General features: G+C 33.1%; 24 protein-coding genes. 10 read left to right on the forward strand and 14 right to left on the reverse strand.

Going from position 1 to position 24,301, the window contains the following annotated elements; all coding sequences use genetic code 11:
• Nucleotides 1-13 precede the first annotated feature (13 nt).
• The 10 genes from P2W75_RS18230 to P2W75_RS18275 all read right to left on the reverse strand — a co-directional run bounded on the left by P2W75_RS18230 (nt 14) and on the right by P2W75_RS18275 (nt 10,178).
• Nucleotides 14-457, reverse strand: coding sequence for a hypothetical protein (locus P2W75_RS18230; RefSeq protein WP_276381566.1), 444 nt, complete (start codon nt 455-457; stop codon nt 14-16).
• 107 nt (nt 458-564) lie between these two features.
• Nucleotides 565-1,965, reverse strand: a complete 1,401-nt coding sequence (locus tag P2W75_RS18235; protein WP_276381567.1) for an anthranilate synthase component I family protein — start codon at nt 1,963-1,965, stop codon at nt 565-567.
• Nucleotides 1,966-2,265: 300 nt separating this feature from the next.
• A complete protein-coding gene (locus P2W75_RS18240; RefSeq protein ID WP_207295135.1) occupies nt 2,266-3,543 on the reverse strand; it encodes a hypothetical protein in 1,278 nt (425 codons plus the stop codon).
• A 203-nt stretch (nt 3,544-3,746) separates the two neighbouring features.
• Entirely contained in the window at nt 3,747-4,313 is a 567-nt protein-coding gene (locus tag P2W75_RS18245; protein WP_276381568.1) for a YceI family protein, read from the reverse strand.
• A gap of 33 nt (nt 4,314-4,346) precedes the next feature.
• The gene (locus tag P2W75_RS18250) at nt 4,347-4,979 is read right to left on the reverse strand and encodes an NAD(P)H-dependent oxidoreductase (RefSeq protein WP_207295137.1); all 633 of its coding nucleotides are present in this window, start codon (nt 4,977-4,979) and stop codon (nt 4,347-4,349) included.
• Between the two features lie 4 nt (nt 4,980-4,983).
• A complete protein-coding gene (locus tag P2W75_RS18255; protein ID WP_207295138.1) occupies nt 4,984-5,445 on the reverse strand; it encodes a MarR family winged helix-turn-helix transcriptional regulator in 462 nt (153 codons plus the stop codon).
• 310 nt (nt 5,446-5,755) lie between these two features.
• Nucleotides 5,756-7,333 carry a glycerol-3-phosphate dehydrogenase/oxidase gene (locus P2W75_RS18260; protein WP_276381569.1) on the reverse strand — a complete coding sequence of 526 codons (1,578 nt, stop codon included), beginning with the start codon at nt 7,331-7,333 and terminating at the stop codon, nt 5,756-5,758.
• A gap of 289 nt (nt 7,334-7,622) precedes the next feature.
• A complete protein-coding gene (locus P2W75_RS18265; RefSeq protein WP_207295140.1) occupies nt 7,623-8,099 on the reverse strand; it encodes a DUF6691 family protein in 477 nt (158 codons plus the stop codon).
• 10 nt (nt 8,100-8,109) lie between these two features.
• The gene (locus P2W75_RS18270; RefSeq protein ID WP_207295141.1) at nt 8,110-8,673 is read right to left on the reverse strand and encodes a YeeE/YedE family protein; all 564 of its coding nucleotides are present in this window, start codon (nt 8,671-8,673) and stop codon (nt 8,110-8,112) included.
• An 89-nt stretch (nt 8,674-8,762) separates the two neighbouring features.
• Entirely contained in the window at nt 8,763-10,178 is a 1,416-nt protein-coding gene (locus P2W75_RS18275) for a rhodanese-like domain-containing protein (RefSeq protein WP_276381570.1), read from the reverse strand.
• 263 nt (nt 10,179-10,441) lie between these two features.
• Between P2W75_RS18275 and P2W75_RS18280 the strand changes: the two genes are divergently transcribed.
• The 5 genes from P2W75_RS18280 to P2W75_RS18300 all read left to right on the forward strand — a co-directional run bounded on the left by P2W75_RS18280 (nt 10,442) and on the right by P2W75_RS18300 (nt 15,387).
• Nucleotides 10,442-11,032: an HD family hydrolase gene (locus P2W75_RS18280; RefSeq protein ID WP_276381858.1), complete on the forward strand. Its 591-nt coding sequence runs from the start codon at nt 10,442-10,444 to the stop codon at nt 11,030-11,032.
• Nucleotides 11,033-11,288: 256 nt separating this feature from the next.
• Nucleotides 11,289-12,635 (forward strand): cytochrome ubiquinol oxidase subunit I, encoded by a 1,347-nt coding sequence (locus tag P2W75_RS18285; RefSeq protein ID WP_276381571.1) that lies wholly within the window; start codon nt 11,289-11,291, stop codon nt 12,633-12,635.
• A gap of 2 nt (nt 12,636-12,637) precedes the next feature.
• Complete coding sequence (gene cydB, locus P2W75_RS18290) at nt 12,638-13,714, forward strand: cytochrome d ubiquinol oxidase subunit II (protein ID WP_276381572.1); 1,077 nt, start codon at nt 12,638-12,640, stop codon at nt 13,712-13,714.
• Nucleotides 13,715-13,991: 277 nt separating this feature from the next.
• Nucleotides 13,992-14,696, forward strand: a complete 705-nt coding sequence (locus tag P2W75_RS18295) for an SLATT domain-containing protein (RefSeq protein ID WP_276381573.1) — start codon at nt 13,992-13,994, stop codon at nt 14,694-14,696.
• A 277-nt stretch (nt 14,697-14,973) separates the two neighbouring features.
• Nucleotides 14,974-15,387, forward strand: a complete 414-nt coding sequence (locus tag P2W75_RS18300) for a helix-turn-helix transcriptional regulator (RefSeq protein ID WP_207295145.1) — start codon at nt 14,974-14,976, stop codon at nt 15,385-15,387.
• 213 nt (nt 15,388-15,600) lie between these two features.
• Here the strand turns inward: P2W75_RS18300 and P2W75_RS18305 are convergent, their stop codons facing one another.
• The 4 genes from P2W75_RS18305 to P2W75_RS18320 all read right to left on the reverse strand — a co-directional run bounded on the left by P2W75_RS18305 (nt 15,601) and on the right by P2W75_RS18320 (nt 18,678).
• A complete protein-coding gene (locus P2W75_RS18305; protein ID WP_207295146.1) occupies nt 15,601-15,945 on the reverse strand; it encodes a hypothetical protein in 345 nt (114 codons plus the stop codon).
• 8 nt (nt 15,946-15,953) lie between these two features.
• Nucleotides 15,954-16,430 carry a Panacea domain-containing protein gene (locus P2W75_RS18310; RefSeq protein WP_207295147.1) on the reverse strand — a complete coding sequence of 159 codons (477 nt, stop codon included), beginning with the start codon at nt 16,428-16,430 and terminating at the stop codon, nt 15,954-15,956.
• Between the two features lie 237 nt (nt 16,431-16,667).
• Complete coding sequence (locus P2W75_RS18315) at nt 16,668-17,453, reverse strand: sulfite exporter TauE/SafE family protein (RefSeq protein ID WP_276381574.1); 786 nt, start codon at nt 17,451-17,453, stop codon at nt 16,668-16,670.
• A gap of 598 nt (nt 17,454-18,051) precedes the next feature.
• Complete coding sequence (locus P2W75_RS18320) at nt 18,052-18,678, reverse strand: Crp/Fnr family transcriptional regulator (RefSeq protein WP_207295149.1); 627 nt, start codon at nt 18,676-18,678, stop codon at nt 18,052-18,054.
• Nucleotides 18,679-19,026: 348 nt separating this feature from the next.
• Between P2W75_RS18320 and P2W75_RS18325 the strand changes: the two genes are divergently transcribed.
• The 5 genes from P2W75_RS18325 (at nt 19,027) to P2W75_RS18345 (ending at nt 24,265) form a co-directional block, all read left to right on the forward strand.
• Complete coding sequence (locus tag P2W75_RS18325) at nt 19,027-19,338, forward strand: rhodanese-like domain-containing protein (protein WP_276381575.1); 312 nt, start codon at nt 19,027-19,029, stop codon at nt 19,336-19,338.
• A 73-nt stretch (nt 19,339-19,411) separates the two neighbouring features.
• Nucleotides 19,412-20,992 (forward strand): NADP-dependent glyceraldehyde-3-phosphate dehydrogenase, encoded by a 1,581-nt coding sequence (locus P2W75_RS18330; RefSeq protein ID WP_207295151.1) that lies wholly within the window; start codon nt 19,412-19,414, stop codon nt 20,990-20,992.
• A gap of 180 nt (nt 20,993-21,172) precedes the next feature.
• Nucleotides 21,173-23,041 carry a M1 family metallopeptidase gene (locus P2W75_RS18335; protein WP_276381576.1) on the forward strand — a complete coding sequence of 623 codons (1,869 nt, stop codon included), beginning with the start codon at nt 21,173-21,175 and terminating at the stop codon, nt 23,039-23,041.
• 141 nt (nt 23,042-23,182) lie between these two features.
• Nucleotides 23,183-23,800, forward strand: coding sequence for a hypothetical protein (locus P2W75_RS18340; protein ID WP_207295153.1), 618 nt, complete (start codon nt 23,183-23,185; stop codon nt 23,798-23,800).
• Nucleotides 23,801-23,860: 60 nt separating this feature from the next.
• The gene (locus P2W75_RS18345; RefSeq protein WP_276381577.1) at nt 23,861-24,265 is read left to right on the forward strand and encodes a GNAT family N-acetyltransferase; all 405 of its coding nucleotides are present in this window, start codon (nt 23,861-23,863) and stop codon (nt 24,263-24,265) included.
• Nucleotides 24,266-24,301 lie beyond the last annotated feature (36 nt).

Consider the following 24,301-nt stretch of genomic DNA (forward strand, 5'->3'; position numbering starts at 1 on the left):
AAACAAAATTTTATTATTTTTCTCGAACGTACTTTTCAGTAATAATTCGGTTGATTCCTAATTTTTCTACTTTTTCGATTCCTTTTTGAGTTAAGGTGTCGTTTTTGATTTTTACTGTAAACTCAAATTTTCCATTTTCCCATTGACGATTATTGAAGTATTCCAGATTCTCTGTATAAATGCTGTCTTTTAAAGTGTATTTTCCGCCTCCGCCAAAAAATACGGCATTTGTTGAATCTTTACCATTATTCAAATCATGATTAAAAAAAGCAAAATGTGTTTCATTAATAATTTTAATCATTTTTGTTTTTGGATTGAAAGTCGAAAAAGTAGAATCTTTTTCTGTTGTTTCAGCTGATATAAGACGCCAGGTTCCTTCAAGCGGATTATGCTTTTTCTCTGAATTACAGGAAACTATGCTAATGATTAAAACTAAAACTGATATTGCTTTTTTCATGGTTTTTTATGGTTTGTGGTTAATTGTTTTTAAGTTTCATGTTTCAAGTTTCACGTTTCAAGTTCCAACAACTTGAAACTTTAAACAAAGAAAACCTGAAACAAAAATTAAATATTTTCCGCCATTTCCAGCGCTGTATTTAAGGCTCTTAACTTATTATACACTTCCTGCATTTCGCTTTCTTCGTCAGAACTTGCTACGATTCCGGCACCGGCCTGACAATGCAATTGGTGGTTTTTTGATAGGAAAGTTCGAATCATAATCGCGTGGTTAAAGTTTCCATCAAAATCCATAACTCCGATGGCACCTCCATAAAAATTACGATTTGTTTTTTCGTAATCTTCAATTAACTGCATGGCTCTGTGTTTTGGAGCTCCACTTAAAGTTCCTGCAGGGAAAGTATCGGCAACTACTTGCATCGTTGTCGCTTTATCATGTAAATGTCCTGTGACTTTTGAAACCAAGTGAATTACGTGGGAGAAAAACTGAACTTCTCTGTATTTTTCCACATTTACATCATGTCCGTTGCGGCTTAAATCATTTCTGGCTAAATCCACGAGCATTACGTGTTCGCTGTTTTCTTTTTTATCCTCAGAAAGTTCTTTTGCCAAAAGTGCGTCACGTTCGTCATTTCCAGTTCTTTTAAAAGTTCCAGCAATTGGATGGATTTCGGCTTTTCTGTTTTTTACGATAATTTGTGCTTCGGGCGAAGAACCGAATATTTTGAAATCTCCATAATCAAAAAAGAACAAATACGGAGATGGGTTAATGCTTCTTAAAGCTCTGTAAACGTTGAATTCATCGCCTTTAAAACCTTGTGTAAAACGGCGTGAAAGAACTAATTGGAAAACGTCTCCGCGGAAACAATGTTTTTTAGCTAAAGCCACGTTGTGTTTGAATTCTTCATCGGTTAGGTTAGAGAAACCTTCGCCTTCTTTGGTGAATTTGTACAAAGCGATATTTCTAGACTGCAGTAATTGTTCAATTTCAGAAATATTGTTTCTTCCGTCTAGGCTGTGGCAGAAAATGTACGCTTCGTTTTTAAAGTGGTTAATGGCGATGATATTTTGGTAAACCGCATAAAACACATCTGGAATTGAAGTCGCATTGTCTTTTTTGGCAATGGAAACTTTTTCAAAATAACGTACGGCGTCGTACGAAATGTATCCGAATAAACCGTTATTGATAAATTTAAAATCGTTTTTCTCTGATTTGAATCGGTTTGAGAATTCTTGAATTACTTCTGGAATATTGGTTGAAGCATCGATTTTATTTTGCTCCAAAGTTCCGTCAGGAAAAGTTTTTGTGATTACCTCGTTTTCAATTTTAATTGTCGCAATTGGATTGCAGCAGATGTACGAGAAACTATTGTCATTTCCATGATAATCACTACTTTCTAATAATAAACTATTTGGGAATTTATCTCGAATTTTAAAATAAATGCTTACTGGCGTTATGGTGTCTGCCAGAATTTGTTTGTAATGTGTGTTGAGTATAAACGGTTTCAATGTATGTTGTTTTTTAGTTTTTAATATTTTTCTGCTGGAGTTTTGATCAAAAAAAAAGGGCTTGTCGTGATGACAAGCCCTTTAAATTTATAGTTTTGAAAATACCATAGGAAGCTTCGTTCACGACGTTTGACGTAAATTGTTCCACCACCAAGTATTGTTCATTAATGTTTTCATTTCTTTATTTTGATATGGCAAAGATATAAATGTAATTTGAATTAGAATACATAATATCTCAAAAAAAACTTTTCTAAATTTTGAAATTTGTTAAATTTTAATTTCTGAGTTTAGTTTAAAAGCTTAGTTTCCAATAGCTATTGTATTATTTGTGTTAGCTCTAAAATCAGGATTTCCTTTGATGTTTGGCGTTATAAACAATTCTATATTTTTCATTTTTGTGTATTCAAGACCAGAATTTGGGTTGTAATAATTTTGAATTGCCGCATCTGAACTTGATGATTCGCTTGTAATTCCTCCGTTACAATTGTTGACTATGGTATTTTTAAAACTCATTTTTGATAAGTTTTCTTTTCCGTTTCCAATATTTCCTTCTAGTAAAACAAAAGGTGAAAAACCAGCAACAATACTATTGTTTAAGTCAAAAAATGTATTTTCTCTTACATAAATAGATTCTCTAACTAGGCCCTGATTGTTTTCTTCTAGATTTATTAAAGTGATATTTGAAGCATTAATTTTGGTCATTTTTTTGGTCATATCTGTATTTTGAACTTTATCATACGAATCTACTTCAAAACATCTTGATCCTGAGATATCTGATGAAAATGGATGGCGAACCGCAATACTGTTCGTAATGTTGATTTGTGCGCCTTGCGTAAAATCAAAATCATCATCAGTTGTTCGGTATGATATTAAATTACTCATATTTAAGTCACCTCCATAACATTCAAAAGAATCATCATTTGAAAAACTAATTTGAATATTGCTTAAAACTGTTTTTCTTCCAACTCCTGCTAGAGAAAGACCATTTAACTCCTTAGAAGCACTTAATTTTCGTCCTGCATATTCAATTCTAACATATTTCATAACTCCTGAATTATCTTCAGCGTCTTGACCTCCATAATGATTTAAAGTTGGTTCTAAATCAAAAGGTAAAGTGTGAACACCTCCTAAAGTATTTATAGGCGCTTTTCCTAAGATGATGATGCCACCCCAGTCACCAGGCTTCCTGTTGTTTTTTTCATTTTCTGATGTAAAAACAATTGGGTCGGTTTCAAGACCTTCAGCCATAATTTTTGCTCCGTTGGTAATTACAAGTGTTCCGCAGGTTTTATCGTCACCTCGTATTACGGTTCCTGGTTCTATGGTTAAAGTTGCATTGTTTGTAACATACACAACCCCAACTAAATGATAGGTATTGCGTTTTAATAATCGGGTATCTTTATCAATTGTTCCGGCAATTATGTTGGTTGCTTCGTTGTATTCATTTATGGCTGGTTTAAAATTGGTCCAATTGTTCATCCAGTTGTTTGTTCCAAAAATTCCTTTTGTTTGTTGTTGGGCTTGTAGTAAAAAAGTACTTATGAGTGTGATAATTACCGCATGTATTTTTGTTTTCATAACTATATTTTTAATTTCTAGTTTTTGATTTTTATTAGCCTCAAAATTAGAGGGCTAATGTTAATCAATACCAGTAAGGCTGTTATGAAAGCGTTATGTAAATATTAAGAACGTTATGTTTTTGAAAATTTATAAAAATGAAACAGCCCTAATAGCAAGTACTATTAGGGCTGTTTTTTATGTGTGAATTAGTAAGCCTGAAATTAGAATTTTAAAGCTACTGCTAATTCAAATTCGTCGTTGATAGTTTTGTCTCCTAAACCGTCAAAGAAACTTCCTGAACCGTATTTAATATCGTATTTAGTTCTGTCAACTTTGAATGCTGTTGTAGCAGTGTTTCCTTTTACTGTAAGATCAAAAGTTACTGGTTTAGTGATTCCTTTGATAGTTAAGTCTGCAGTTACCGTGTAAACGTCAGCAGATTTAGAACCAATAGTTTTGAAAACTAATTTTGAAGTTGGGAATTTATCAGTTCCGAAGAAATCGTCAGCTTTTAAGTGACCGTTTAATTTTCCTTGGTATTCTCCACTTAAATCAGTAGAAGTTAATGAAGTCATATCAACTGTAAAGCTTCCACCTGTTAATTTTTTTCCTTTGAAAACTAAAGCACCTTCTTTGAAGTTTACTGTTCCAGAGTGCTCTCCTGTTACTTTTTTACCTACCCATTTAATTGTAGATGCTTTTACGTCGATTTTTTTTGTTTGAGCGTTTACTGTTAAACCAGCAGCTGCTACGAATAATGCTATTGCAATTGTTTTTAAATTTTTCATGTTGTTAAAATTTGATTTTAGATTAATAAATAATTATAGAGTGATAAATAAATCTTCGTGTGATTTTCTAACTTTTTTGTAATGCTGAGCCTCGTCTTCCTCATGTCTATAACCTACTGTTGCAATAACAGATGCATTAAGACCTAATTTATCGAAACCTAAGATTTCATTGAATGCAGCAGGATTGAAACCTTCCATTGGTGTTGCATCAATTTTTAATTCAGCAGCTGCAGCTAATAGAGTTCCTAAAGCGATGTAAGTTTGTTTTGCAGTCCAGATATTTTTAGCATCTTGAGATAAATTTGAAATAACTCCATTCATCATGTCAGAAAATCCGCCTAAAGCTTCAGTAGGAACACCTCTTGTTTCGCTGATGTTTTTAATGTAAGCAGCTACAGATTCTGGTCCAGCGTTTAAGTCGTTTGCAAAAATAAACAATTGAGAAGCATCTGTAATTTGTGTCTGTCCGTAAGCAGCGGCTTTCAATTTTTCTCTAATTTCTGGATTTTCTACAATAATAACTTTGTAAGGCTGTAATCCGTATGATGAAGCAGCTAATCTAACGGCTTCTTTTAATGTATTTAAATCTGCGTCTGAGATTTTTTTGGCAGCATCAAATTTTTTGGTTGCGTATCTCCAATTTAGACTCTCTAAAAATGTGCTCATAATTTTAATTTTGTTGGGTTCGGTATTTTTCTAATAATTTATTTAATAACTCTAATTCGTCTGTACTTAGATTTTTTGCAAATGCTTCTTCGTGTGCATCAACTTTAGGATCTAATTCTTTCAATACGTCTAATCCTTTTTGAGTAATCAAAACTTCGATTTTTCGTCGATTACCCGGACAAACGTTTCTTGTTACCAGTTCTTTTAGTAATAATTTGTCAACTAACCGTGTTGTATTACTCGTTTTCGCCAGCATACGCTCTTGTATAACACACATATTAGCAGGATTTCCTTTTTGTCCTCTTAATATACGCAGCACATTGTATTGTTCTCCAGATAAATCATACGGTTTTACTAACTCGTTGAAATGATCCTGAATCACATTTTGTGTGTACATAATGTTCAGAATAACTTTTTTCGCATTATCCATCTTAACTGTACTCTTAATAACCTCTTCAATTGTCATAGTCGTAAGTGTATAATTTGTATATACAAATGTATAACTTTTAATATTTGTATATACAAGTGTTGTGTTAATTTTTTGTTAATGCGGAAATATCCGAATACTTATCTAAAAGCAATCAGCTTTTTGATGAGTTAAAATTAATGTATTTTGTCTTTTAAATATCTGACATTTTGATATTTAACTAAAAGTTAATCTCAAAGAGCTGTATTTTAATTGTCTTAATTTGAAGTTGCTTTTTGTAAGATAAATTTTTGAGTGTAAATGAAGGTGGTTTATAATTTTACATTGTTTTTGAGCTGATTAGAAGTGCTTATCGAAATTCTGAGAGAAAAAATCCTTTCGAAATGTGTTTAAAGTCTTCAATTTCTTTTGTAATCCAATTTTCATCGTGACCCAATTCTTTTGCAATTACTCTAGCAGTTTTTTCAGAAACTTCAATTGCAGCTCTGGCATCCAAAAATAATAAACGTACTCGTCTTGCTAAAACATCATCAATAGTTCTGGCCATTTCATAACGAATTGCCCAAACAACTTCGGCCATTGTAAATTCATGATTAGGATGCAGTTTTTCTTGTAATTCGGGTTCGTTTTCTTGCAGCTGAAGTATTTTCGAAATATCAGTACCATATATGTACAAGTGATTTTCTCTGTCAATAGGAGTAGTTGGTTTATTACCATGAATGGCTAGATGCTGCGTATTGGATAGTTTTTTCGGAAGTTTACCTTTTAATATGGCTTTGTCAATGATATCTTCGGCAATTTTTCGATAAGTAGTCCATTTTCCTCCTGTAATAGTGATTAATCCAGTTTCAGAAACAATAATTTTATGGCTTCTAGAAACTTCTTTAGTGCTTTTTCCTTCTTCTTTCGGCGCTGCTAGCGGACGTAATCCTGCAAAAACGGATAGAACATCGCTTCTTGTGGGCTTTTTTGCTAAGAATCGTTGAGCTGTTTCGAGAACAAATTGAATTTCACTCTCTAAAGCGATAGGTTCTAAACTTTGTTTTTTAATTAAAGTATCTGTTGTTCCTACTACAACACGATTGTGCCATGGAACTGCAAATAAAACCCTTCCGTCTTTTGTCTTCGGAATCATCAAAGCATGTTCACCTGGAAGAAAAGATTTATCAAAAACCAAATGAATTCCCTGACTCGGAACAATATATTTTTTATAAACCTTATCGTTTAATTTCATAATAGCGTTTGTGAAAACACCTGTTGCATTTATTACAACAGTACCTTTAATATCGTAACTGGTTCCAGTTTCCTGATCGATAGCCTTAATGCCAATAATTTGATTTTTATCGTCTTTTAATAAATTGACAACTTTTACGTAATTTAAAATGCAGGCGTCTTTTTCGACAGCAGTTTGAGCCAAGTTTATGGCTAAACGAGAATCGTCAAATTGTCCGTCATGATAAATAACACCATTTATGAGTCCGTTTTGTTCAACATTCGGAAGCATTTCAATAGTTTTCTTTTTCGAAAGATATTTTGAACTTCCCAAACTCAGAAAGCCCGATAATAAATCGTAAATTTTTAATCCTATAGTGTAAATAAAACTGCTGAACCAATTGTAATTAGGAATAACAAAAGATTGGTTTTTAACTAAATGTCCAGCATTTTGAGCCAATAATCCTCTTTCTTTTAATGCTTCTCTAACCAAGTGTACATTTCCTTGCTCTAAATAGCGTACACCGCCGTGAACCAATTTGGTACTTCTGCTAGAAGTTCCTTTGGCAAAATCTACGGCTTCAAATAAAACTGTTTTATACCCGCGGCTTGCTGCATCAACAGCAGTTCCGAGTCCGCTTGCACCTCCGCCAATTATGATTACGTCCCATTTTTCGGTATTTTGTAGTTTGGATAATTGTTCAGAGCGATTCATGCTTTATTCTTGGTATTTATTTAGCGGAAATGTTGTTGAAAGCAAACTTAACGAAATGAAATTAAAAATTGATGAAGAAAAGAAACAGTTGTTTTTTTGTTTTAGGTTTCAAGTTTCAGGTTTCAAGTTTATATACTTTGAACCTATTTAACCGCAAAGTGCGCAAGGTTCTTTTATAAATAAAGCTTTATATAAAAACACAAAGTTCGCAAAGCTTTGTAAATAAACTTTGCGAACTTTTGCGTATACCTTAGCGTGCTTTGCGGTTAAATCAACTTGAAACAAATTATCAATGCGGCAGTTTATCTTTAATCAATCCATAAAACCAAGTTCCAGCAATGGCGCTTACTAAAGTAACTACGATTACAGTTGCTCCTGTGCCAATCTGAGCGAAAAGCGGACCTGGACATGCTCCAGTAATTGCCCATCCAAAACCAAACATTAATCCGCCGTAGATTTGTCCTTTGCTGAAAGTTTTTGGCTGGATTTCGATTTTTTCGCCGTCAAGGGTTTTGATATTGAATTTTTTAATCAATTGAACGGAAATTAATCCAACAGCAACTGCGCATCCAATCACACCATACATATGGAATGATTCAAGATGAAACATTTCCTGAATACGAAACCAGCTGATGATTTCTGCTTTTACGAATACAATTCCGAAAAAGATGCCTACGATTAGATATTTAAGATTTGCAAATGCGTTTTCTTTTTTGTGGCTGGCGTTGATTCCTTCGCCGTCGATATTTTTATTTTCTAAGCTCATTTTTCAAATTTTAAAGTGAAAGTATATAAGGTAAAATCAAAAGTGACATTACAAAACCGCCAATCATAAAACAGATTGTAGCGACTAACGAAGGCCATTGTAAGTTTGATAATCCCATAATCGCGTGTCCGCTTGTACATCCACCGGCATAACGAGTTCCGAAACCAACTAAGAAGCCGCCGACAACCATCATAATGAATCCGCGAAGTGTTAATAAACTTTCCCAAGAAAATAATTGTGATGGAACTAAACCAGTATGATCTGTAATTCCATAAGTTGCTAATTTCTCTGATAATTCAGGAGCAATTTCTACTGGATTTGGATTGGTCAAGAAATAAGCTGCAATAAAACCTCCAATGAAAATTCCGAAAACGAAGAATAAATTCCAGCTTTCTTTTTTCCAATCGTATTTAAAAAATGAAATATTCGAAGGAATACAAGCTGCGCAAATATGACGAAGTGAAGAACTTATCCCAAAAGATTTATTCCCGATAATTAATAAAATTGGAACCGTTAATCCAATCAACGGACCTGCAACATACCAAGGCCAAGGTTCTCTTATAATTTCTAACATTTTATTTAGGTTCTAAGGTGCAAAGGCTCAAAGGTTCAGAGGTTGCGACCTTTGTCACTTTGTCCCTCTGAACCTTTGTCTCTTTTAAATTATTTTAATACTTTACTTTGACAAACAAAATCTGATTTAGGAATATTCGTTTTTGAAATCGCTCCAAAACCGCCTTCCACTTCAGAGAAATTTCTGAAACCTCTTGCTTGAAGGATAGAAGCGGCGATCATACTTCTGTAGCCTCCAGCACAATGGATATAAAAATGTTCGTTTGGATTAATATCTTTTACCCAGTCATTAATATAAGCCAAAGGTTTGCTGTAAGCTTCATCAATATGCTCAGCTTCGTATTCTGTCTCTTTACGAATGTCGACTACTTTATCTTCGCCAAATTTAAATTCATTTGCAAATTGCTCGGCTGTTATTCTATTTACAGTATCAATTTCGAAACCTGCATTCTGCCAAGCTTCAAATCCGCCATCTAAATGTCCAATAATCGTATCAAAACCAACACGGCTTAAGCGTGTTACGGTTTCTTCTTCCATGCCAAGTGCAGTAACCAAAATAATGGGTTGTTTTACATTGGCAATTAAAGTTCCAACCCAAGGAGCAAAATCTCCATTGATTCCGATATTGATAGACTGCGGAATAAACCCTTTACTAAAATCGGCTGCACTTCTAGTATCTAAAATTAAAGCGCCAGTTTCTTCAGCAATTGCTTCAAATTCTTTTACATTTATAGCTTTCATTCCGTTGTGCAAAACTGTTTCAAAGCTTTCGTAGCCTTGTTTGTTCATAGCAACGTTCATGCTGAAATAAGCTGGAGGAGGCAATAGTCCGTCTGTTACTTCTTTGATGAATTCTTCTTCGGTCATGTCAGCACGCAAAGCATAATTCGTTGCTTTTTGATTTCCGATTGTTGAAACCGTTTCCTTGCTCATGTTTTTTCCACAGGCACTTCCCGCACCATGCGCAGGATAAACGATTACGTCATCAGCAAGCGTCATGATTTTGTCTCTTAACGAATGAAATAAAATTCCAGCCAATTGATCTTGTGTCATTCCAGATGCTTTTTGAGCTAAATCTGGACGACCGACATCACCAATAAACAAAGTGTCGCCAGAGAAAATCGCATGATCTTTTCCGTTTTGGTCAATTAATACAAAAGTTGAGCTTTCCATAGTATGTCCAGGAGTATGCAAAACTTTAATAGTTACTTTTCCGATTTTGAATTCCTGTCCGTCTTTCGCAGAAATGCAATCAAATTCGCAGGCAGCATTTGGCCCGTAAACAATTGGTGCTCCGGTTTCTTTGCTTAAATCAACATGTCCCGAAACGAAATCAGCGTGAAAATGCGTTTCAAAAATATATTTTAATGTAACGCCATCGCGTTCCAAACGATCTAAGTAAGGCTGTGTTTCTCTAAGCGGATCAATAATGGCCGCTTCGCCATTTGATGTGATATAATATGCACCTTGTGCTAGGCATCCGGTGTAAATTTGTTCTATTTTCATGATAGGTATTGTAAAATGATGGGTTACAAAGGTAACTTTGTTTTTTAAAAAAATAGGTGACTAATGTTACAGAATTTAGGTTTTTTTGAAAAACATTTGGTGGTTTAAACCATATAAGTGATATAAGTCCATTTTAGATTGAGAGCTGCTTATATTTACTTTTATTTTAAGCAATATAATAACCTCCAGTTTATAATTACTTTTATTCCTTATATGATAGAAAAAAATCTTTGTAATTTTACGTTTTTTCTAAGATCAACATGATGAACACACAACAATTATTAGATCAAATTGCTTTTATAAAAGAAATTGATAAAGTTAAATACATTCAGCGGAAGACCAAATTATTCAACAGTGACCGATGCGAAAATGACGCAGAACACAGCTGGCATCTGGCTTTAATGACGATTGTTCTGGCAGAACATTCAAATGAGCCAATTGATGTTTTGAAAGTGGTGAAAATGGTCTTGATTCATGATATTGTAGAAATTGATGCTGGTGATGTGTTTATTTATGACACCATAAAAAATCATTCCAATACAGATGAAGAACGTTTGGCGGCTAATAGGATTTTTGGTTTACTTCCTAAAAATCAAGCCGAAGAATTCATTTCTATTTGGGAAGAATTTGAAGCTGGAGAAACCAACGAAGCCAAATTTGCCAAATCAATGGACAGATTAGAACCTCTGTTACAAAATACTTCCAACAACGGCGGAACTTGGAAAGAGTTTGGAGTGAAATATGAAAAAGTGTACGAAAAGAAAAGTGTCATAAAAGAAGGCTCAAAATCGATTTGGAATTACGCTGAAGGTTTGATTAACGAAAGTGTTGAAAAAGGAATTTTGGAGAAATGAATTGAATGAGCCATGTTAATTTGTTTCCTGCAAGGTTTCTAAAACCTTGTAGGTATTTTTTTTAGACCAGCAGACCTACAAGGTTTTGGAAACCTTGCAGGAGTTAATACGATATGAATATATTTTAATAGCCGAAAATTTATATTTACTTATATAACTTATATGGTTTAAAATTTTAAAAAGAAACTCTTGTTTTAAGAGGCAGTTCGGGTTCTAATGGTTAAATTTGTGGAACTTCATAAACAAATTACCACTTATGGAAGAAATGCTCTTTTACGACCGAATGCAATTCGCGTTCACCATTACTTTTCATTATCTTTTTCCACAACTTACAATGGGTCTTTCGCTCATCATTGTTTACTTCAAGTGGAAATATCTAAAAACGAAAGACGAACAATACAATCACGCCACCCATTTCTGGATGAAAATCTTCGCTCTCAATTTTGCAATGGGAGTTGTTACTGGAATTCCAATGGAGTTTCAGTTTGGAACCAATTGGGCAAAGTTCTCCGAATTAACGGGCGGAATTATTGGGCAAACCCTCGCTATGGAAGGAATGTTTTCCTTCTTTCTCGAATCTTCTTTCTTGGGAATATTTTTATTTGGCGAAAAACTTCTCGGACACAAATGGCATTTTGTAACTGGATTATTAATTATGATCGGTTCCTGGGCCAGCGGGTTTTTAATCATTGCCACGCATTCCTGGATGCAGAATCCAGTTGGTTATGAAATCTTAGAAAACGGAAAATTTGTATTGAATAATTTTCAAGCATTATTTTTAAATCCTTGGCTTTGGCCTTCTTATTTACACAATCAAGCTGCTTCTATGGTAACGAGTTCTTTTGTCGTTGCTGGAATTGGAGCTTTCTATATTTTAAGCAAAAAGAACATTTCTTTTGGGAAGTTGTTCTTGAAAACAGGAGTTATTTTCGGATTGATTTCGAGTATTGTTGTCGCTGTTCCAACAGGTGATTTACTGGCTAAAAATGTCGTAAAATACCAGCCTGTAACTTTTGCCGGAATGGAAGGGATTTTTCATACCGAGAAAAAAGGTTCTGAAATTGTTTTAATTGGACAGCCCGATGTAAAAGACAAAAAACTAGACAATAAAATTGCCGTTCCTAATATTTTGAGTTTCCTAACTTACGGAAATTGGGATCAGGAAATTAAAGGTTTAGATCAGTTTGAAGAAGATTTACACCCAACTAATATTTCGGGGTTGTATTACGCCTACCATATTATGGTTGGACTCGGAACTGTTTTTATTGGATTAATGGTGCTTTCACTTTTTCAATTAATCAGAGGGAAATTATTCCAAACCAAATGGCTACTGTGGTCGCTGATGTTCATGATGCCGTTTCCGTATATAGCCAACACCACAGGTTGGTACACAGCCGAATTAGGAAGACAGCCTTGGCTGGTTTATAATTTAATGCGAACAGCATCTGGTGCTTCGCCAACGGTTTCTTCTGGAAATACCTTATTTACATTACTTGGTTTTATTGGTTTATACCTTTTACTAGGAATGTTGTTTTTGCTTTTGGTTGGAAAAATTATCAATAAAGGACCGCATCATGTGGAACTTTCAACAGAAAAAATATAAATATGGAATTTTTTTGGTACGTAGTTTTAATGGGAATTCTGGCTGTTTATCTGGTTTTAGACGGTTATGATTTTGGAGCAGGAATTATTCACTTATTTTTTGCCGATACAGAAAGAGATAAAAAAGTAATCACCAATTCTATTGGTCCGTTTTGGGATGCCAATGAAGTTTGGTTGATTGCAGCTGGAGGCGTTTTGTTTTTTGCATTTCCAACTTTATATGCTTCTTCTTTCAGCGGATTTTATCTGCCTTTGATTATGATTTTATGGCTTTTGATTTTCCGAGCTATCGGATTGGAGATGCGCGGACAGGTACACAATCATATGTGGGAAGCGATTTGGGATAAAGCCTTCGGAATTGCAAGTTTGCTTTTGGCGCTTTTCTTCGGAATCGCTTTAGGAAATATTGTTCGCGGTGTAAACCTCGGAATGGTTCAAAACGGCGTTTCGACACAAGAACCGCATTTTTTCTTCCTGCCTTTGTGGAATCCAACTTTTAGTCCGCAGGCAAATGAATTAGGAATTATCGACTGGTTTACGCTTTTCTTAGGAATTGTGAGTGTTGTCGCATTGACGATTCACGGTGCAAACTGGATTATTTATAAAACGAATTCGGCTTTGAATCCTAAATTGAAAAAAGTAGTTTTTGCTTTGAATATTGTTTTACTGGTGTTGGTTTGTATTTCATTACAAGTATGGCATTTTATTGAACCTGAACCTTTTCATAATTTTGTTGAAAATCCAATTCTGTGGTTTTTTCCATTGCTGACATTTATTGGAATTTTAGGTTTATTTAAAGTTCGTTCGTACAAAAAAGATGGTTACGGATTTCTGTTTTCGACTTTGTTTTTATTGGGAGGATTTGCTTCGACAGCGGTTTCGATTTTCCCTAATGTTCTGCCTTCAACAAATAAAATAAATCCGTCTTTAACGATTTATAACACTGCCGCTCACGAATACGGATTAAATGCGGGATTGAGCTGGTTTTTTGTGGCCTTGTTTCTAGTAATTATTTACTTTATTATTCAATATCGTGTTTTCAGTGGGAAAATGGATGATATTGGATATGGGGAGCATTGATTATTTTTTGATAGCCACGAATTGCTTCGCCTCTGTCGCTCGAGTCACGAATTTTTATTTTGAGTTGAATGAATTCTGAATATTGTGACTTTAAATTGCACGAATTTTAATTATAGATTCAATTCCCTCCAGTTTTAACTGGAGGTTTTTTATGTCATATACATTATATTGGACTATAAAAAATCAATGCAATAGTAAATATTGCATTTTTTGGCGTGAATATTTTGGTTAATTTTTTTGATATTTTTGTAAAATTAAATTATTTAATTTTAACCAAATGTTTGAACGATTACTAAAATATTGGAAAAAGATCCAAAGAGCAAAAAGAATTAAAAAACTAAAAAAGAAGATTGCTCCTTATTTACTTAAAGATTTTGAAGTTGAATTAAATTATAAACTTTGGTCAACTAAGGGCGCACGATTTTTAGCAAGTAGGAGAACTGAAACTCTTCATAGGTTATCAGGACAATGTGTTGGTTATCTTTCGGCTTATTTAATAATTGTTAGTTTAGTAAATGTTTATCATTTAAAATTTTGGATGTTTGAATTAACTGACAATCAGGTTAATTTTGCTTCAATGGCATTTTCAGTTTTAATACTATTATTTAGTCAGCTAGAAAGTTCTGAGAATTTTATTTTAAAATCAGATAGATATCATAATTGTGCCCTAGATATTTCAGAACTTTATAATAGATTAAGATACACAAAAACTTATGAGAATAATAATCCCGATAAAAAAGATATTTTATATAAAATAAGCGATGAATATGATAAAATATTAAAGAGAAACGAAAATCATAAACAAATTGATTATTTAAAATTTCAATTGTTGAAACCTGATTATTTTGAGTTGAATTCAATCGATAAGATTATTATAAACTTAAATTATTATTGGAAGATTTATTTTAAATATCATCTTTTTATGTATGGACCAATATTGATTTTTTGTATTATAAATTTATATATTCTTTTATTTAACTAATCATTAAAAACGAAAAGATCTTTTGATTCGATTAAACGTTAAGAATAGAAAAGATCAAGCGGATAGCAAGTAATGTCCAAAATATAAAGATTTTATTGATTAATAAGTAGTTATTTTCGTACTTTTTATTGGTTTTTAAATATATAAAAAGCGTATTTTTGTTTGATAAATGCACAACTTGCAAGCGAAAAAAACATCAGTAAAATGTAGTGTACCAATCTGGTTTGTAATTTACTAATTGAGTGATTTTTTCGGGAATTTTAAATACCTTTGAATTATGAGCACATTAAATAGACCTAAAAATATTGGCCGAAACATAAGCCGAATTAGAGAACTTCGCGGGATGAAACAAGGAGCACTTGCTGATGCAATTGGTACAAGCCAGCAGACTATTTCAAGTATTGAAACCAGCGAAACTGTCGAATTTGAAAAATTGGTACAAATTGCGAAAGCACTTGGCGTGACGGTAGAAGCAATTGAGAATTTTACAGAAGAATCTGTTTTTAATTTCTTCAATAATTTTTATGATAATAGTGCAAATAATGGTCAAGCTGCGTCTGGACCTATTTTTACTTTTAATCCTTTAGATAAAATGGTTGAACTTTACGAACGGTTGGTTCAGGCTGAAAAAGAATTAGTTCAGGCAGAAAGGGAAAAGGTAGAATATTTAGAAAAACTGCTTAAAAAATAATATAAAGAACAAAGATAAAATCAATTGCCTCCAGTTTTAACTGGAGGTTTTTTGTTTGAATGCGAATTAGGCTTTAGCCAAAATGATAAAATTTGGCTAAAGCCTTTTTTTTATAGATTTGTTTATCTACAGCTAAATCTGGAGGAAATTGAGATCTTGCAATAATCTTATTTTTTTTCTATGCGTTAGGGATAGAAAACGATTTAATTTTCATTAAGTGGATTTTTCAGAATTAAATAAATACTTGGTTACTAGTGTGAAAAAAACCAAAATATTTAATGTTGTCGAACCAATTAGAGTGATGATTATGGTATCAGATAAGGCTAATTTTCCAAGTCCTTTCAGTATCAAAATAGAAAAAATACAAATACACCAAATACAGGTAAAACTGAAAATATATTCAGCATACTTTTTTCTTTCCAGCATATTTTGATTTGAATTTGCTAAATCAGATAAGTGTTTTTCATAAAACATTCTTTCTTCATTAGAGCTTTGCAAAGGTGGTGTAGAAGCTACCTGATTAATAAGTGCATTTAATGGATTTGGTTCTGTTGCCATAAATAAAATTATTCAGCATTTTGAAGCTCTGGATTAAAAAATTGTTCAAAAAAGATTTTCATATCATTTTCAGAAATGAGGGAGTCTTTTTGAAGTTTTGCTTTTGTCCACGGAGAATTTTCTGCATGAGTCCAATTTGATAATTGAATTGCTGAAAGTTTTTTAGCAACCTCTAAAACAAAAGTAACCGCTTCTTCTGCATCTTCATCTAATTTAACTTTTGATTTGTATTGCTGATATTCCCAAGGTATTTCTTTAATACTTTCGTTGCCATATTTTTTAAACTCGTAGTAAACCTTTTCAACAACAGGACCATACTTCCAAGCTTTTATAGGTTCTTCTATCAATGGTGTTCCATGTTTAACTAAGTATATACCATTAGCGATATAGAGGAGTTTTTGCAATTTCATATTAGAAATGCCTTCTCCTTCCTCTTGAGCACGTTCAAGTATTTTTCCAGACATAAATAGAGCTGAATACGGCATTGTTTTTAGATTTTTTAGAAAAATTATGTGTAAAATAGAAAAACTATTTCCATTTTATAAAAGAAATTTCTGTAAAGTTAATCATTTTTTATTTACGTTTAACTTTGCTTTTCATCTCAATATCAATATTAAAAGTAGATAATAATTTAATTTGCGAGAAGTCTTTATTTAGTTTCATCTTTGTCAAGCGCCAACTTTGACAAAGATTACTCTACAAGTGAAACTAAATTCAAAATTTTAAAATAAAACTTCTTTAGTAATGATGTAAAATCCCATTACGAGTACAAACCAGCCAAAAAGAGGTTTTAATCGGGCTCCGTCTATTTTTTTAGAAAGCTGGCTCCCGATTAACATTCCGAGAAGTGCCATTCCAGATACACCTAACAGAAAAGTATAATCAATAGGAGTTCCGATGTATAAATCGCCTCCAAATCCTATTGATGAATTAATAGTGATGATTAGTAGTGAGGTTCCCACGGCTTGTTTCATGGGTAATTTGGCAAAAAACAATAAGGCAGGAATTATTAAGAATCCGCCTCCAGCTCCCAGAAATCCGGTTACAATTCCAACTAGAAATCCAATAATACTTAGTTGTATATAATTGGTTTCCGTTCCTTTTATCTCGGTTACATTTTTTTTAATCATCGAAATAGCCGCAGTTATCATTAAGATTGAAAAGACAATCATAATAAGAAAGTCTTTTGAAACGGAATAAGACGCTATCGAAAAAATGGTTGAAGCAATCTGCGGGAAAATAACTTCACGAATAATCAAAATCGAAATAACAGAAGGAATGGCAAAATACAATGCCGATTTTAATTTCAGATTTCCCATTTTGTAATGACTGAAACTGCCAAACAAAGCAGTCAATCCCACAATAAATAAAGAATAGGAAGTTGCCTGATCTGGATTTACTTTAAATAAATACACCAAAATAGGAATAGTCAAGATAGAACCGCCTCCGCCAATTAATCCCAGCGAAATCCCGATAATAATCGAAGCAAAATAACCTAAATATTCCATTGCATTTATTTTTATGCAAAATTGCTTCGGAAATTAGAAACCTACAGTAACATTTATCACAGAAGATATTTTTTGTTTTTTTTTTGCCACGAATTCACGAATTATTTTTGATAATGATTGAGAAAAGAAAGTAAAATTGGTGTTAGAAAATCATGGAAGTTTTTTCCGCCACGAATTCACGAATTATTTTTGATAATGATTGAGAAAAGAAAGTAAAATTAGTGGTAGAAAATCATGGAAATTTTTTCCGCCACAAATTCACGAATTATTTTTGATAATGATTGAGAAAAGAAAGTAAAATTGGTGGTAGAAAATCATGGAAGTTTTTTCCGCCACGAATTCACGAATTATTTTTGATAATGATTGAGAAAAGAAAGTAAAATTGGTGGTAGAAAATCATGGAGGTTTTTCCGCCACGAATTCACGAATTATTTTTGATAATGATTGAGAAAAGAAAGTAAAATTGGTGTTAGAAAATCATGGAAGTTTTTTCCGCCACGAATGCACGAATTATTTTTTGATAATGATTGAAAAATTAGTGAAATTAAAGACAATAAAAGTAACCGTGAAAATTCGTGAATTCGTGGCGAAAAAAACTTTATTTTAAAAGTTCAATTTGGTTTCGATTAAGTTTGACAAGACCGCGCTGTTCCATTTTTTTTAGTAATCTTGAAACAACTTCACGAGAAGTATTTAATTCGGTTGCAATTTCCTGATGCGAAAGATTCACTTCAGAACAACCGCAGGCATCAGAATGCCTTTTTAAATAAAATTCCAAACGCTCATCCATAGAACGAAAAGCAATATTATCGACTACTTCCAGAACTTCTTCAAAACGGCTTCGGTAGGTTTCAATGACAAATTCGTACCAAGACCGGTGTTCCATCATCCATTTATCCATCAACTGCAGCGGAATCATCATAACCGTAACATCTTCGACTACTTTGGCCATTATCTGGCTTTTTTCACTTTTGGCTGTGCAGATCATTGAGATGGCACAGGCTTGACCAGGCTGTAAGTAATACATTAAAAATTCGCCGCCATCTTCGCCTTCACGGTAAATTTTAATTTTCCCTTTTGTAATCAAAACAGTGTTTTTAATATATTGTCCAGTACGCATTAAAATAGTTCCGGCTTCAAAATCTTGTAAACTTCCGTTTTCTTCAATTACAGCGATAAGTTCGTTTGAGAAATTAGGAAAGATGGTTTTTAATGAATGATTCATTTGTATAAAAATTTTGTCAATTCTAGGCTCCGCTCGAAATAACAGATGTCATTTTGATGTCTTGGTTTTTATCAAAAAGTTATTAAAAAATAAAATTTTATGCAAAGATACTAGTTTGAATTGGGATTAATTGTGAGAAAATAGGATTTGATATTAATTTTATGTAAATGAAAAAATCCTATTTTCTATCGATTTTACAGACTATAATTTTAAAAATAACAGCTAAATTTGTATTTCACTGATTATAATACTTTCTCTAAAACGTTTTCTGAGAATAATAATCGAAATCGCATTTGGTACGTTTTTTATAAATAGAAACGTCGTAATTTTACAAAAACACATTTTACTATGAATTTATCACAAGAAGATTGGGTTGCTCAGTTACAAGCTGACGAAAATGCAGTTATACTTGACGTAAGAACTGAAGACGAATTTAATGATGGCTATATTGAAAATGCTGTAAACATTGATATCAATAAAGGTCAGGCTTTTATTTATGAAATTGAAGAATTAGACAAAAATAAAAACTATTATGTGTACTGTCGTTCTGGTGCCAGAAGCGCTAAAGCATGTCAGATTATGAATGAATTAGGTATCGAAAATGCCTATAATCTGCTTGGTGGTATACTGGACTGGGAAGGCGAAACCGTACAACCATAAAATAGAAGAAGAGGCGAAAAAAGCCTCTTTTTTCATTAAAGAGCTATTAATAACCAAACTAAATTACCAGATTATGAGTTTAATACCCGAAGAATTTGAAATTAAATCTCTTTTAAATCAAGATACTTATCTTGTAAATGGAGAGTTGAAACAATGGACAGGGCAGACCACACCTGTGTTTTCGACCATTTCATCTACAGAAAAATATGCACCTACTTTATTAGGATCGATTCCTTTTATGGGCGAAAAAGAAGCTGCCGAAGTTGTTGAAGCAGCCAATGAAGCTTATGATAAAGGACAAGGTTTGTGGCCTACAATGAAAGTTGCTGACCGTATTAAATGCATGGAAAAATTCGTTTCTCAAATGAAAGAAACCCGCGAAGAAGTGGTGAAGTATTTAATGTGGGAAATTGGAAAATCATTAGGCGATTCTCAAAAAGAATTTGACAGAACTGTCGAATACATTTATGACACTATTGCCAGTTATAAAGAATTAAACGGGCGAAGCGCTCATTTTGAAAAAGTACAAGGAGTAAACGCCATGATTCGCCGTGGTCCTCTTGGAGTGGTTTTGTGTCTTGGACCATACAACTATCCTTTAAATGAAACGTTTTCATTATTGATTCCGGCCTTGATTATGGGAAATACTGTTATCTTCAAGCCTGCCAAACATGGAGTTTTATGTATTTCACCATTATTAGAAGCTTTTAAAACAAGTTTTCCAAAAGGTGTTATCAATATTGTGTATGGAAGAGGACGTGAAGTAGCTTCTCCAATCATGAAATCAGGAAAAATTGATGTTTTGGCATTAATTGGAAACAGTAAATCAGCCATTGCGTTACAAGATCAGCATCCAAACAAAAACAGATTACGTTTAATTTTAGGTCTTGAAGCGAAAAACCCAGCAATTATTCTTCCAGATGCTGATTTAGATTTGGCTATTCAGGAATGTATCACAGGAACTTTATCGTTTAACGGACAACGTTGTACAGCTTTAAAGGTATTATACGTTCACGAATCTATTGCGGAGGAATTCAATAAAAGATTCTCTGAAAAAGTAGATTCATTAAAATTTGGAAATCCTTGGGAATCTGGAGTGTCTTTAACACCACTTCCAGAAACTGAAAAACCATCTTATATCCAAGGATTAATTGACGATGCAACAAGTAAAGGTGCTAAAATCCTAAACGAAAAAGGAGGAAAGCATACTGATAATTATATTTTCCCAGCCGTTTTATATCCGGTAAACAGCAAAATGCGTGTGTATCATGAAGAACAATTTGGTCCTGTGGTTCCAGTTATTTCTTTTAAAGATATCAAAGAACCGCTTGAAGATATGGCCGAATCTAATTATGGACAGCAGGTAAGTTTGTTCGGAAAAGACATTAAAACTCTAGCACCGCTTATAGATGCTTTGGTAAACTTAGTGTGCCGAGTAAACTTAAACAGCTCTTGCCAGAGAGGTCCAGATGCATTCCCATTTACAGGTCGTAAAGATTCTGCTGTAGGAACTCTAAGTATTCCAGATGCTTTGCGTTCATTCTCAATCCGTACGTTTGTCGCTTCAAAAGACATTGCTTATAACAACGAAATTCTGCAGGAATTGTTAAACAGCAAAGAGTCGAATTTCATTAATACCGACTATATTTTGTAAGCATCAAGGTTATATATTAATTGTAGCTGGCCGTCTTTTTTCTTTTCAGAAATCAGACGGTTTTTTCTTTTGTAAGAATTTTTAGTTTTATTACTCGAAAAATGTAATTTTATAAGAATTTGTAACTTAATTTTAAAAAAGCAGTCTTATAAAGAAACAATTAAATTACCAAAAGCACTTATGAAAAAACTATCACTTTATTTTGCTTTAGCTGGATTTTTATTTTTGGCAGAAACAAGCTTCGCACAAGAGCTTTATATGCCAAGAAATATTAAAGCCGCTTACGCAAAAGGTACCCGTTCGATGGACGGAAAACCGGGAAAAAATTATTGGCAGAATCATGGTAAATATACTATGGATATAACAGTGGATGCCAAAACCAAAATGGTTTCAGGAACCGAAACTATTATTTATGAAAACAACAGTAACGACAGTTTACGAAATTTTGTAATTCGTTTTGTAAACAATCTTCACAAACCATCTGCACCAAGAAGCGGAACTGTAAGCGAAGATTTCCTAAGCAACGGATTAACGATTACCTCTCTTAAAATAGGTGGCGAAACCTATAAAGAAGATGGAAGAAGCTGGGGAACAGTTGGAAATATAAAAATGAAAAAAGCCATCGCGCCTCATTCTAAAACAACCATAAATATCGACTGGAATTATCCTTTGTCGAAAGAAAGCGGTAGAGAAGGACAAATTGACGAAAGTACTTTCTTTGTAGCGTATAGTTACCCGAGAGTTTCTGTTTTTGATGATTACAATGGTTGGGACAGATTACCACATACAGATCGTCAGGAATTTTACAACGACTTTAATGATTACGTCTATTCTGTAAAAGCACCTAAAAATTTTGTAGTCTATGCAACAGGAGATTTATTAAATCCAGATGAGGTTTTACAGCCGGAGTTCGCAGCGCGTCTTAAAAAATCATACGTAACAGATGAAATTCTGCATATTGCCAACGAACAAGAAATGAAAAGCGGAGTTGTTACCAAACAAAACGATTGGAATACTTGGAAATTTCAAGCTAACAATATTTCAGATGTATGTTTTGGATTGAGCGATCATTATTTATGGGATGCCAGCAGTGTTGTAGTCGACAAAAAAGCAAACCGTCGTGCAAGCGTTCAGGCGGCTTATGATATTAAAGGAACTGATTTTGTTAATTCTGTTAAAAACAATCAATATGCTTTAGATTGGTTTTCAAATAACTGGCCTGGAATTCCATATCCATTTTCTAAAATGACGGCTTTCCAAGGTTTTGCAGACATGGAATATCCAATGATGTGTAACGATTCGCAAATGGATGATCCAAAATTTGCACAATTGGTGCAGGATCATGAAGTAGCACATACGTATTTTCCATTTTACATGGGAATCAACGAAACACGTTATGCTTTTATGGACGAAGGCTGGGCAACTACTTTTGAATATTTAATTGGAATTGCAGAGCATGGAAAAGAAGCTGCTGATAAATTTTATAAAGAATTTAGAGTGGAACAATACATTAATGATAAATCAACAGAAGAAGATCAGCCAATTATCTCAATGTCTACACAGGTTTCGGGTCCGGGGTATGGAAACAATTCTTATGGAAAAGCATCACTTTCCTATATAGCTTTAAAGGATTTGCTTGGAGATGATTTGTTCAAAAAATCATTACATCATTATATGGATACTTGGAACGGAAAACACCCAATTCCGTGGGATTATTTTAATTCGATGAATACGGGTTCGGGAAAAAATCTGAATTGGTTCTTCAATAACTGGTTCTTCACCAATAACTATATTGATCTTTCGGTTAAAGGAGTGGCAAAAAATACTATATCCATACAAAATGATGGAGGTTTTGCTATACCATTTGACGTAATTGTGGTTTACGCAGATAATTCGACAGAAACATTACATCAGACTCCTGCCGTTTGGGAAAAAAATGGAAAGAATATATCTATAAACGTTAAGGCGAAAAAAGCAATTAAAAAAGTGACCGTTGACGGCGGAATTTTCCTAGACGCTACTCCTGAAAATAATTCACTAAGCATTTAAGAAATAATCTATTTTTTTGTAAGAATATTGTTAAAACCACCAGTAAAATGGTGGTTTTTTTGTTATAGAGAATAAATCATATTTGTAGGAAAAATTATTTTGTTATGTTTGCAAAAAAAAGACAAAAAACATTCGAAACTAATGAAAAATTATTTACTTATTGTTTTAATGCTTTTATCTATAGGCATTAAAGCACAGAATGATTCTAAAGTTATATTTCAGAAGAATAAATATGATTTGGCTGTTTCTTATTTAAAAAAATCTGACTTTGTAAATGCTTTAGATCAATTTTCTATTGCTTCAAGGATTAAACCGGAAAATGAAATTGGGCAGGAATCCCTAAAGAAAGTCGATACTCTTAAAGAAATTTTGAGAAAAGATATACTTGAAAAAGTTAACGGAACTTGGTTATTTACAGGAGATAAACCAATATGGGCTGTAAATGTTGAGCATGAATTTAAAGAAAAAAAAATCGATAAATTGGTAGAAGTATCAGGAAACCAGATTTCTTTTTATGAGCAAAATCGTAAAACAAAAGAAAAAAAACTGATTAAGACCGAAGACATTGTGTATTATAACAGTGATCCGTCAGATGCTTTATATTCGGCCATTATTTTATCAAACGGAACAATTTGGAATTGCACTTTAGATGAAACGAAAAGTATGCTGCGAGCCATAAACATTGCAAAAAAAAGCGAGAAGGGAGTCAAAAAGATATACGAAAATAATAACGAAGCTTTTTATAAAAAAGCATTGTAAAAGTTGCATCAAAAAGAGAACCTTATGAGGTTCTTTTTTTATTTTTGATAAAAAGTGAAAATGGAAATCAAAGTTATAGAAGCATCACAAACTTGGCAGATTCGGCATGAAGTTATGTGGCCGAACGAGCCTTTTGAATTTGTACAGCTTGAAGAAGACAATTCTGGATATCATTTTGGGGTATTTGATGGCGAATTATTAGTATCAATTGTTTCTTGTTTTATTGAAGGAAAAGAAATGCAGTTTCGTAAGCTGGCAACTTTAGAAAATCATCAGGGAAAAGGAATTGCTTCAAATCTTTTGAAATATATTTTAGATTTTGCTAAGAGTAATAACATAGAAAAAGTTTGGTGTAACGCTAGAACCAATAAAAAGTCATTTTATGAAAAAGCAGGATTTATAGATACTTATAAAACCTTTACCAAAGCTGGACAAGAATTCACGATAATGGAATTAAAAACCTGATATTGAATTGTTTATATTCTTTTAGGATTTTTAATT

The sequence above is a fragment of the Flavobacterium sp. H4147 genome (genome assembly GCF_029360735.1).
Taxonomy (GTDB): Bacteria; Bacteroidota; Bacteroidia; order Flavobacteriales; family Flavobacteriaceae; genus Flavobacterium; species Flavobacterium endoglycinae.

Bases quoted from the DNA above. Each gene is read 5' to 3' on its own strand.
- P2W75_RS18330 (WP_207295151.1), top strand. From the start codon at position 19,412: ATGAGTTTAATACCCGAAGAATTTGAAATTAAATCTCTTTTAAATCAA.
- P2W75_RS18275 (WP_276381570.1), bottom strand. From the start codon at position 10,178: ATGAAAATAGAACAAATTTACACCGGATGCCTAGCACAAGGTGCATAT.
- P2W75_RS18320 (WP_207295149.1), bottom strand. From the start codon at position 18,678: ATGAATCATTCATTAAAAACCATCTTTCCTAATTTCTCAAACGAACTT.
- P2W75_RS18335 (WP_276381576.1), top strand. From the start codon at position 21,173: ATGAAAAAACTATCACTTTATTTTGCTTTAGCTGGATTTTTATTTTTG.
- P2W75_RS18300 (WP_207295145.1), top strand. From the start codon at position 14,974: ATGAGCACATTAAATAGACCTAAAAATATTGGCCGAAACATAAGCCGA.
- P2W75_RS18240 (WP_207295135.1), bottom strand. From the start codon at position 3,543: ATGAAAACAAAAATACATGCGGTAATTATCACACTCATAAGTACTTTT.
- P2W75_RS18265 (WP_207295140.1), bottom strand. From the start codon at position 8,099: ATGAGCTTAGAAAATAAAAATATCGACGGCGAAGGAATCAACGCCAGC.
- P2W75_RS18285 (WP_276381571.1), top strand. From the start codon at position 11,289: ATGGAAGAAATGCTCTTTTACGACCGAATGCAATTCGCGTTCACCATT.
- P2W75_RS18345 (WP_276381577.1), top strand. From the start codon at position 23,861: ATGGAAATCAAAGTTATAGAAGCATCACAAACTTGGCAGATTCGGCAT.
- P2W75_RS18310 (WP_207295147.1), bottom strand. From the start codon at position 16,430: ATGCCGTATTCAGCTCTATTTATGTCTGGAAAAATACTTGAACGTGCT.
- P2W75_RS18245 (WP_276381568.1), bottom strand. From the start codon at position 4,313: ATGAAAAATTTAAAAACAATTGCAATAGCATTATTCGTAGCAGCTGCT.
- P2W75_RS18315 (WP_276381574.1), bottom strand. From the start codon at position 17,453: ATGGAATATTTAGGTTATTTTGCTTCGATTATTATCGGGATTTCGCTG.
- P2W75_RS18325 (WP_276381575.1), top strand. From the start codon at position 19,027: ATGAATTTATCACAAGAAGATTGGGTTGCTCAGTTACAAGCTGACGAA.
- P2W75_RS18340 (WP_207295153.1), top strand. From the start codon at position 23,183: ATGAAAAATTATTTACTTATTGTTTTAATGCTTTTATCTATAGGCATT.
- P2W75_RS18280 (WP_276381858.1), top strand. From the start codon at position 10,442: ATGAACACACAACAATTATTAGATCAAATTGCTTTTATAAAAGAAATT.
- P2W75_RS18230 (WP_276381566.1), bottom strand. From the start codon at position 457: ATGAAAAAAGCAATATCAGTTTTAGTTTTAATCATTAGCATAGTTTCC.
- P2W75_RS18250 (WP_207295137.1), bottom strand. From the start codon at position 4,979: ATGAGCACATTTTTAGAGAGTCTAAATTGGAGATACGCAACCAAAAAA.
- P2W75_RS18270 (WP_207295141.1), bottom strand. From the start codon at position 8,673: ATGTTAGAAATTATAAGAGAACCTTGGCCTTGGTATGTTGCAGGTCCG.
- cydB (WP_276381572.1), top strand. From the start codon at position 12,638: ATGGAATTTTTTTGGTACGTAGTTTTAATGGGAATTCTGGCTGTTTAT.
- P2W75_RS18255 (WP_207295138.1), bottom strand. From the start codon at position 5,445: ATGACAATTGAAGAGGTTATTAAGAGTACAGTTAAGATGGATAATGCG.
- P2W75_RS18295 (WP_276381573.1), top strand. From the start codon at position 13,992: ATGTTTGAACGATTACTAAAATATTGGAAAAAGATCCAAAGAGCAAAA.
- P2W75_RS18260 (WP_276381569.1), bottom strand. From the start codon at position 7,333: ATGAATCGCTCTGAACAATTATCCAAACTACAAAATACCGAAAAATGG.
- P2W75_RS18305 (WP_207295146.1), bottom strand. From the start codon at position 15,945: ATGGCAACAGAACCAAATCCATTAAATGCACTTATTAATCAGGTAGCT.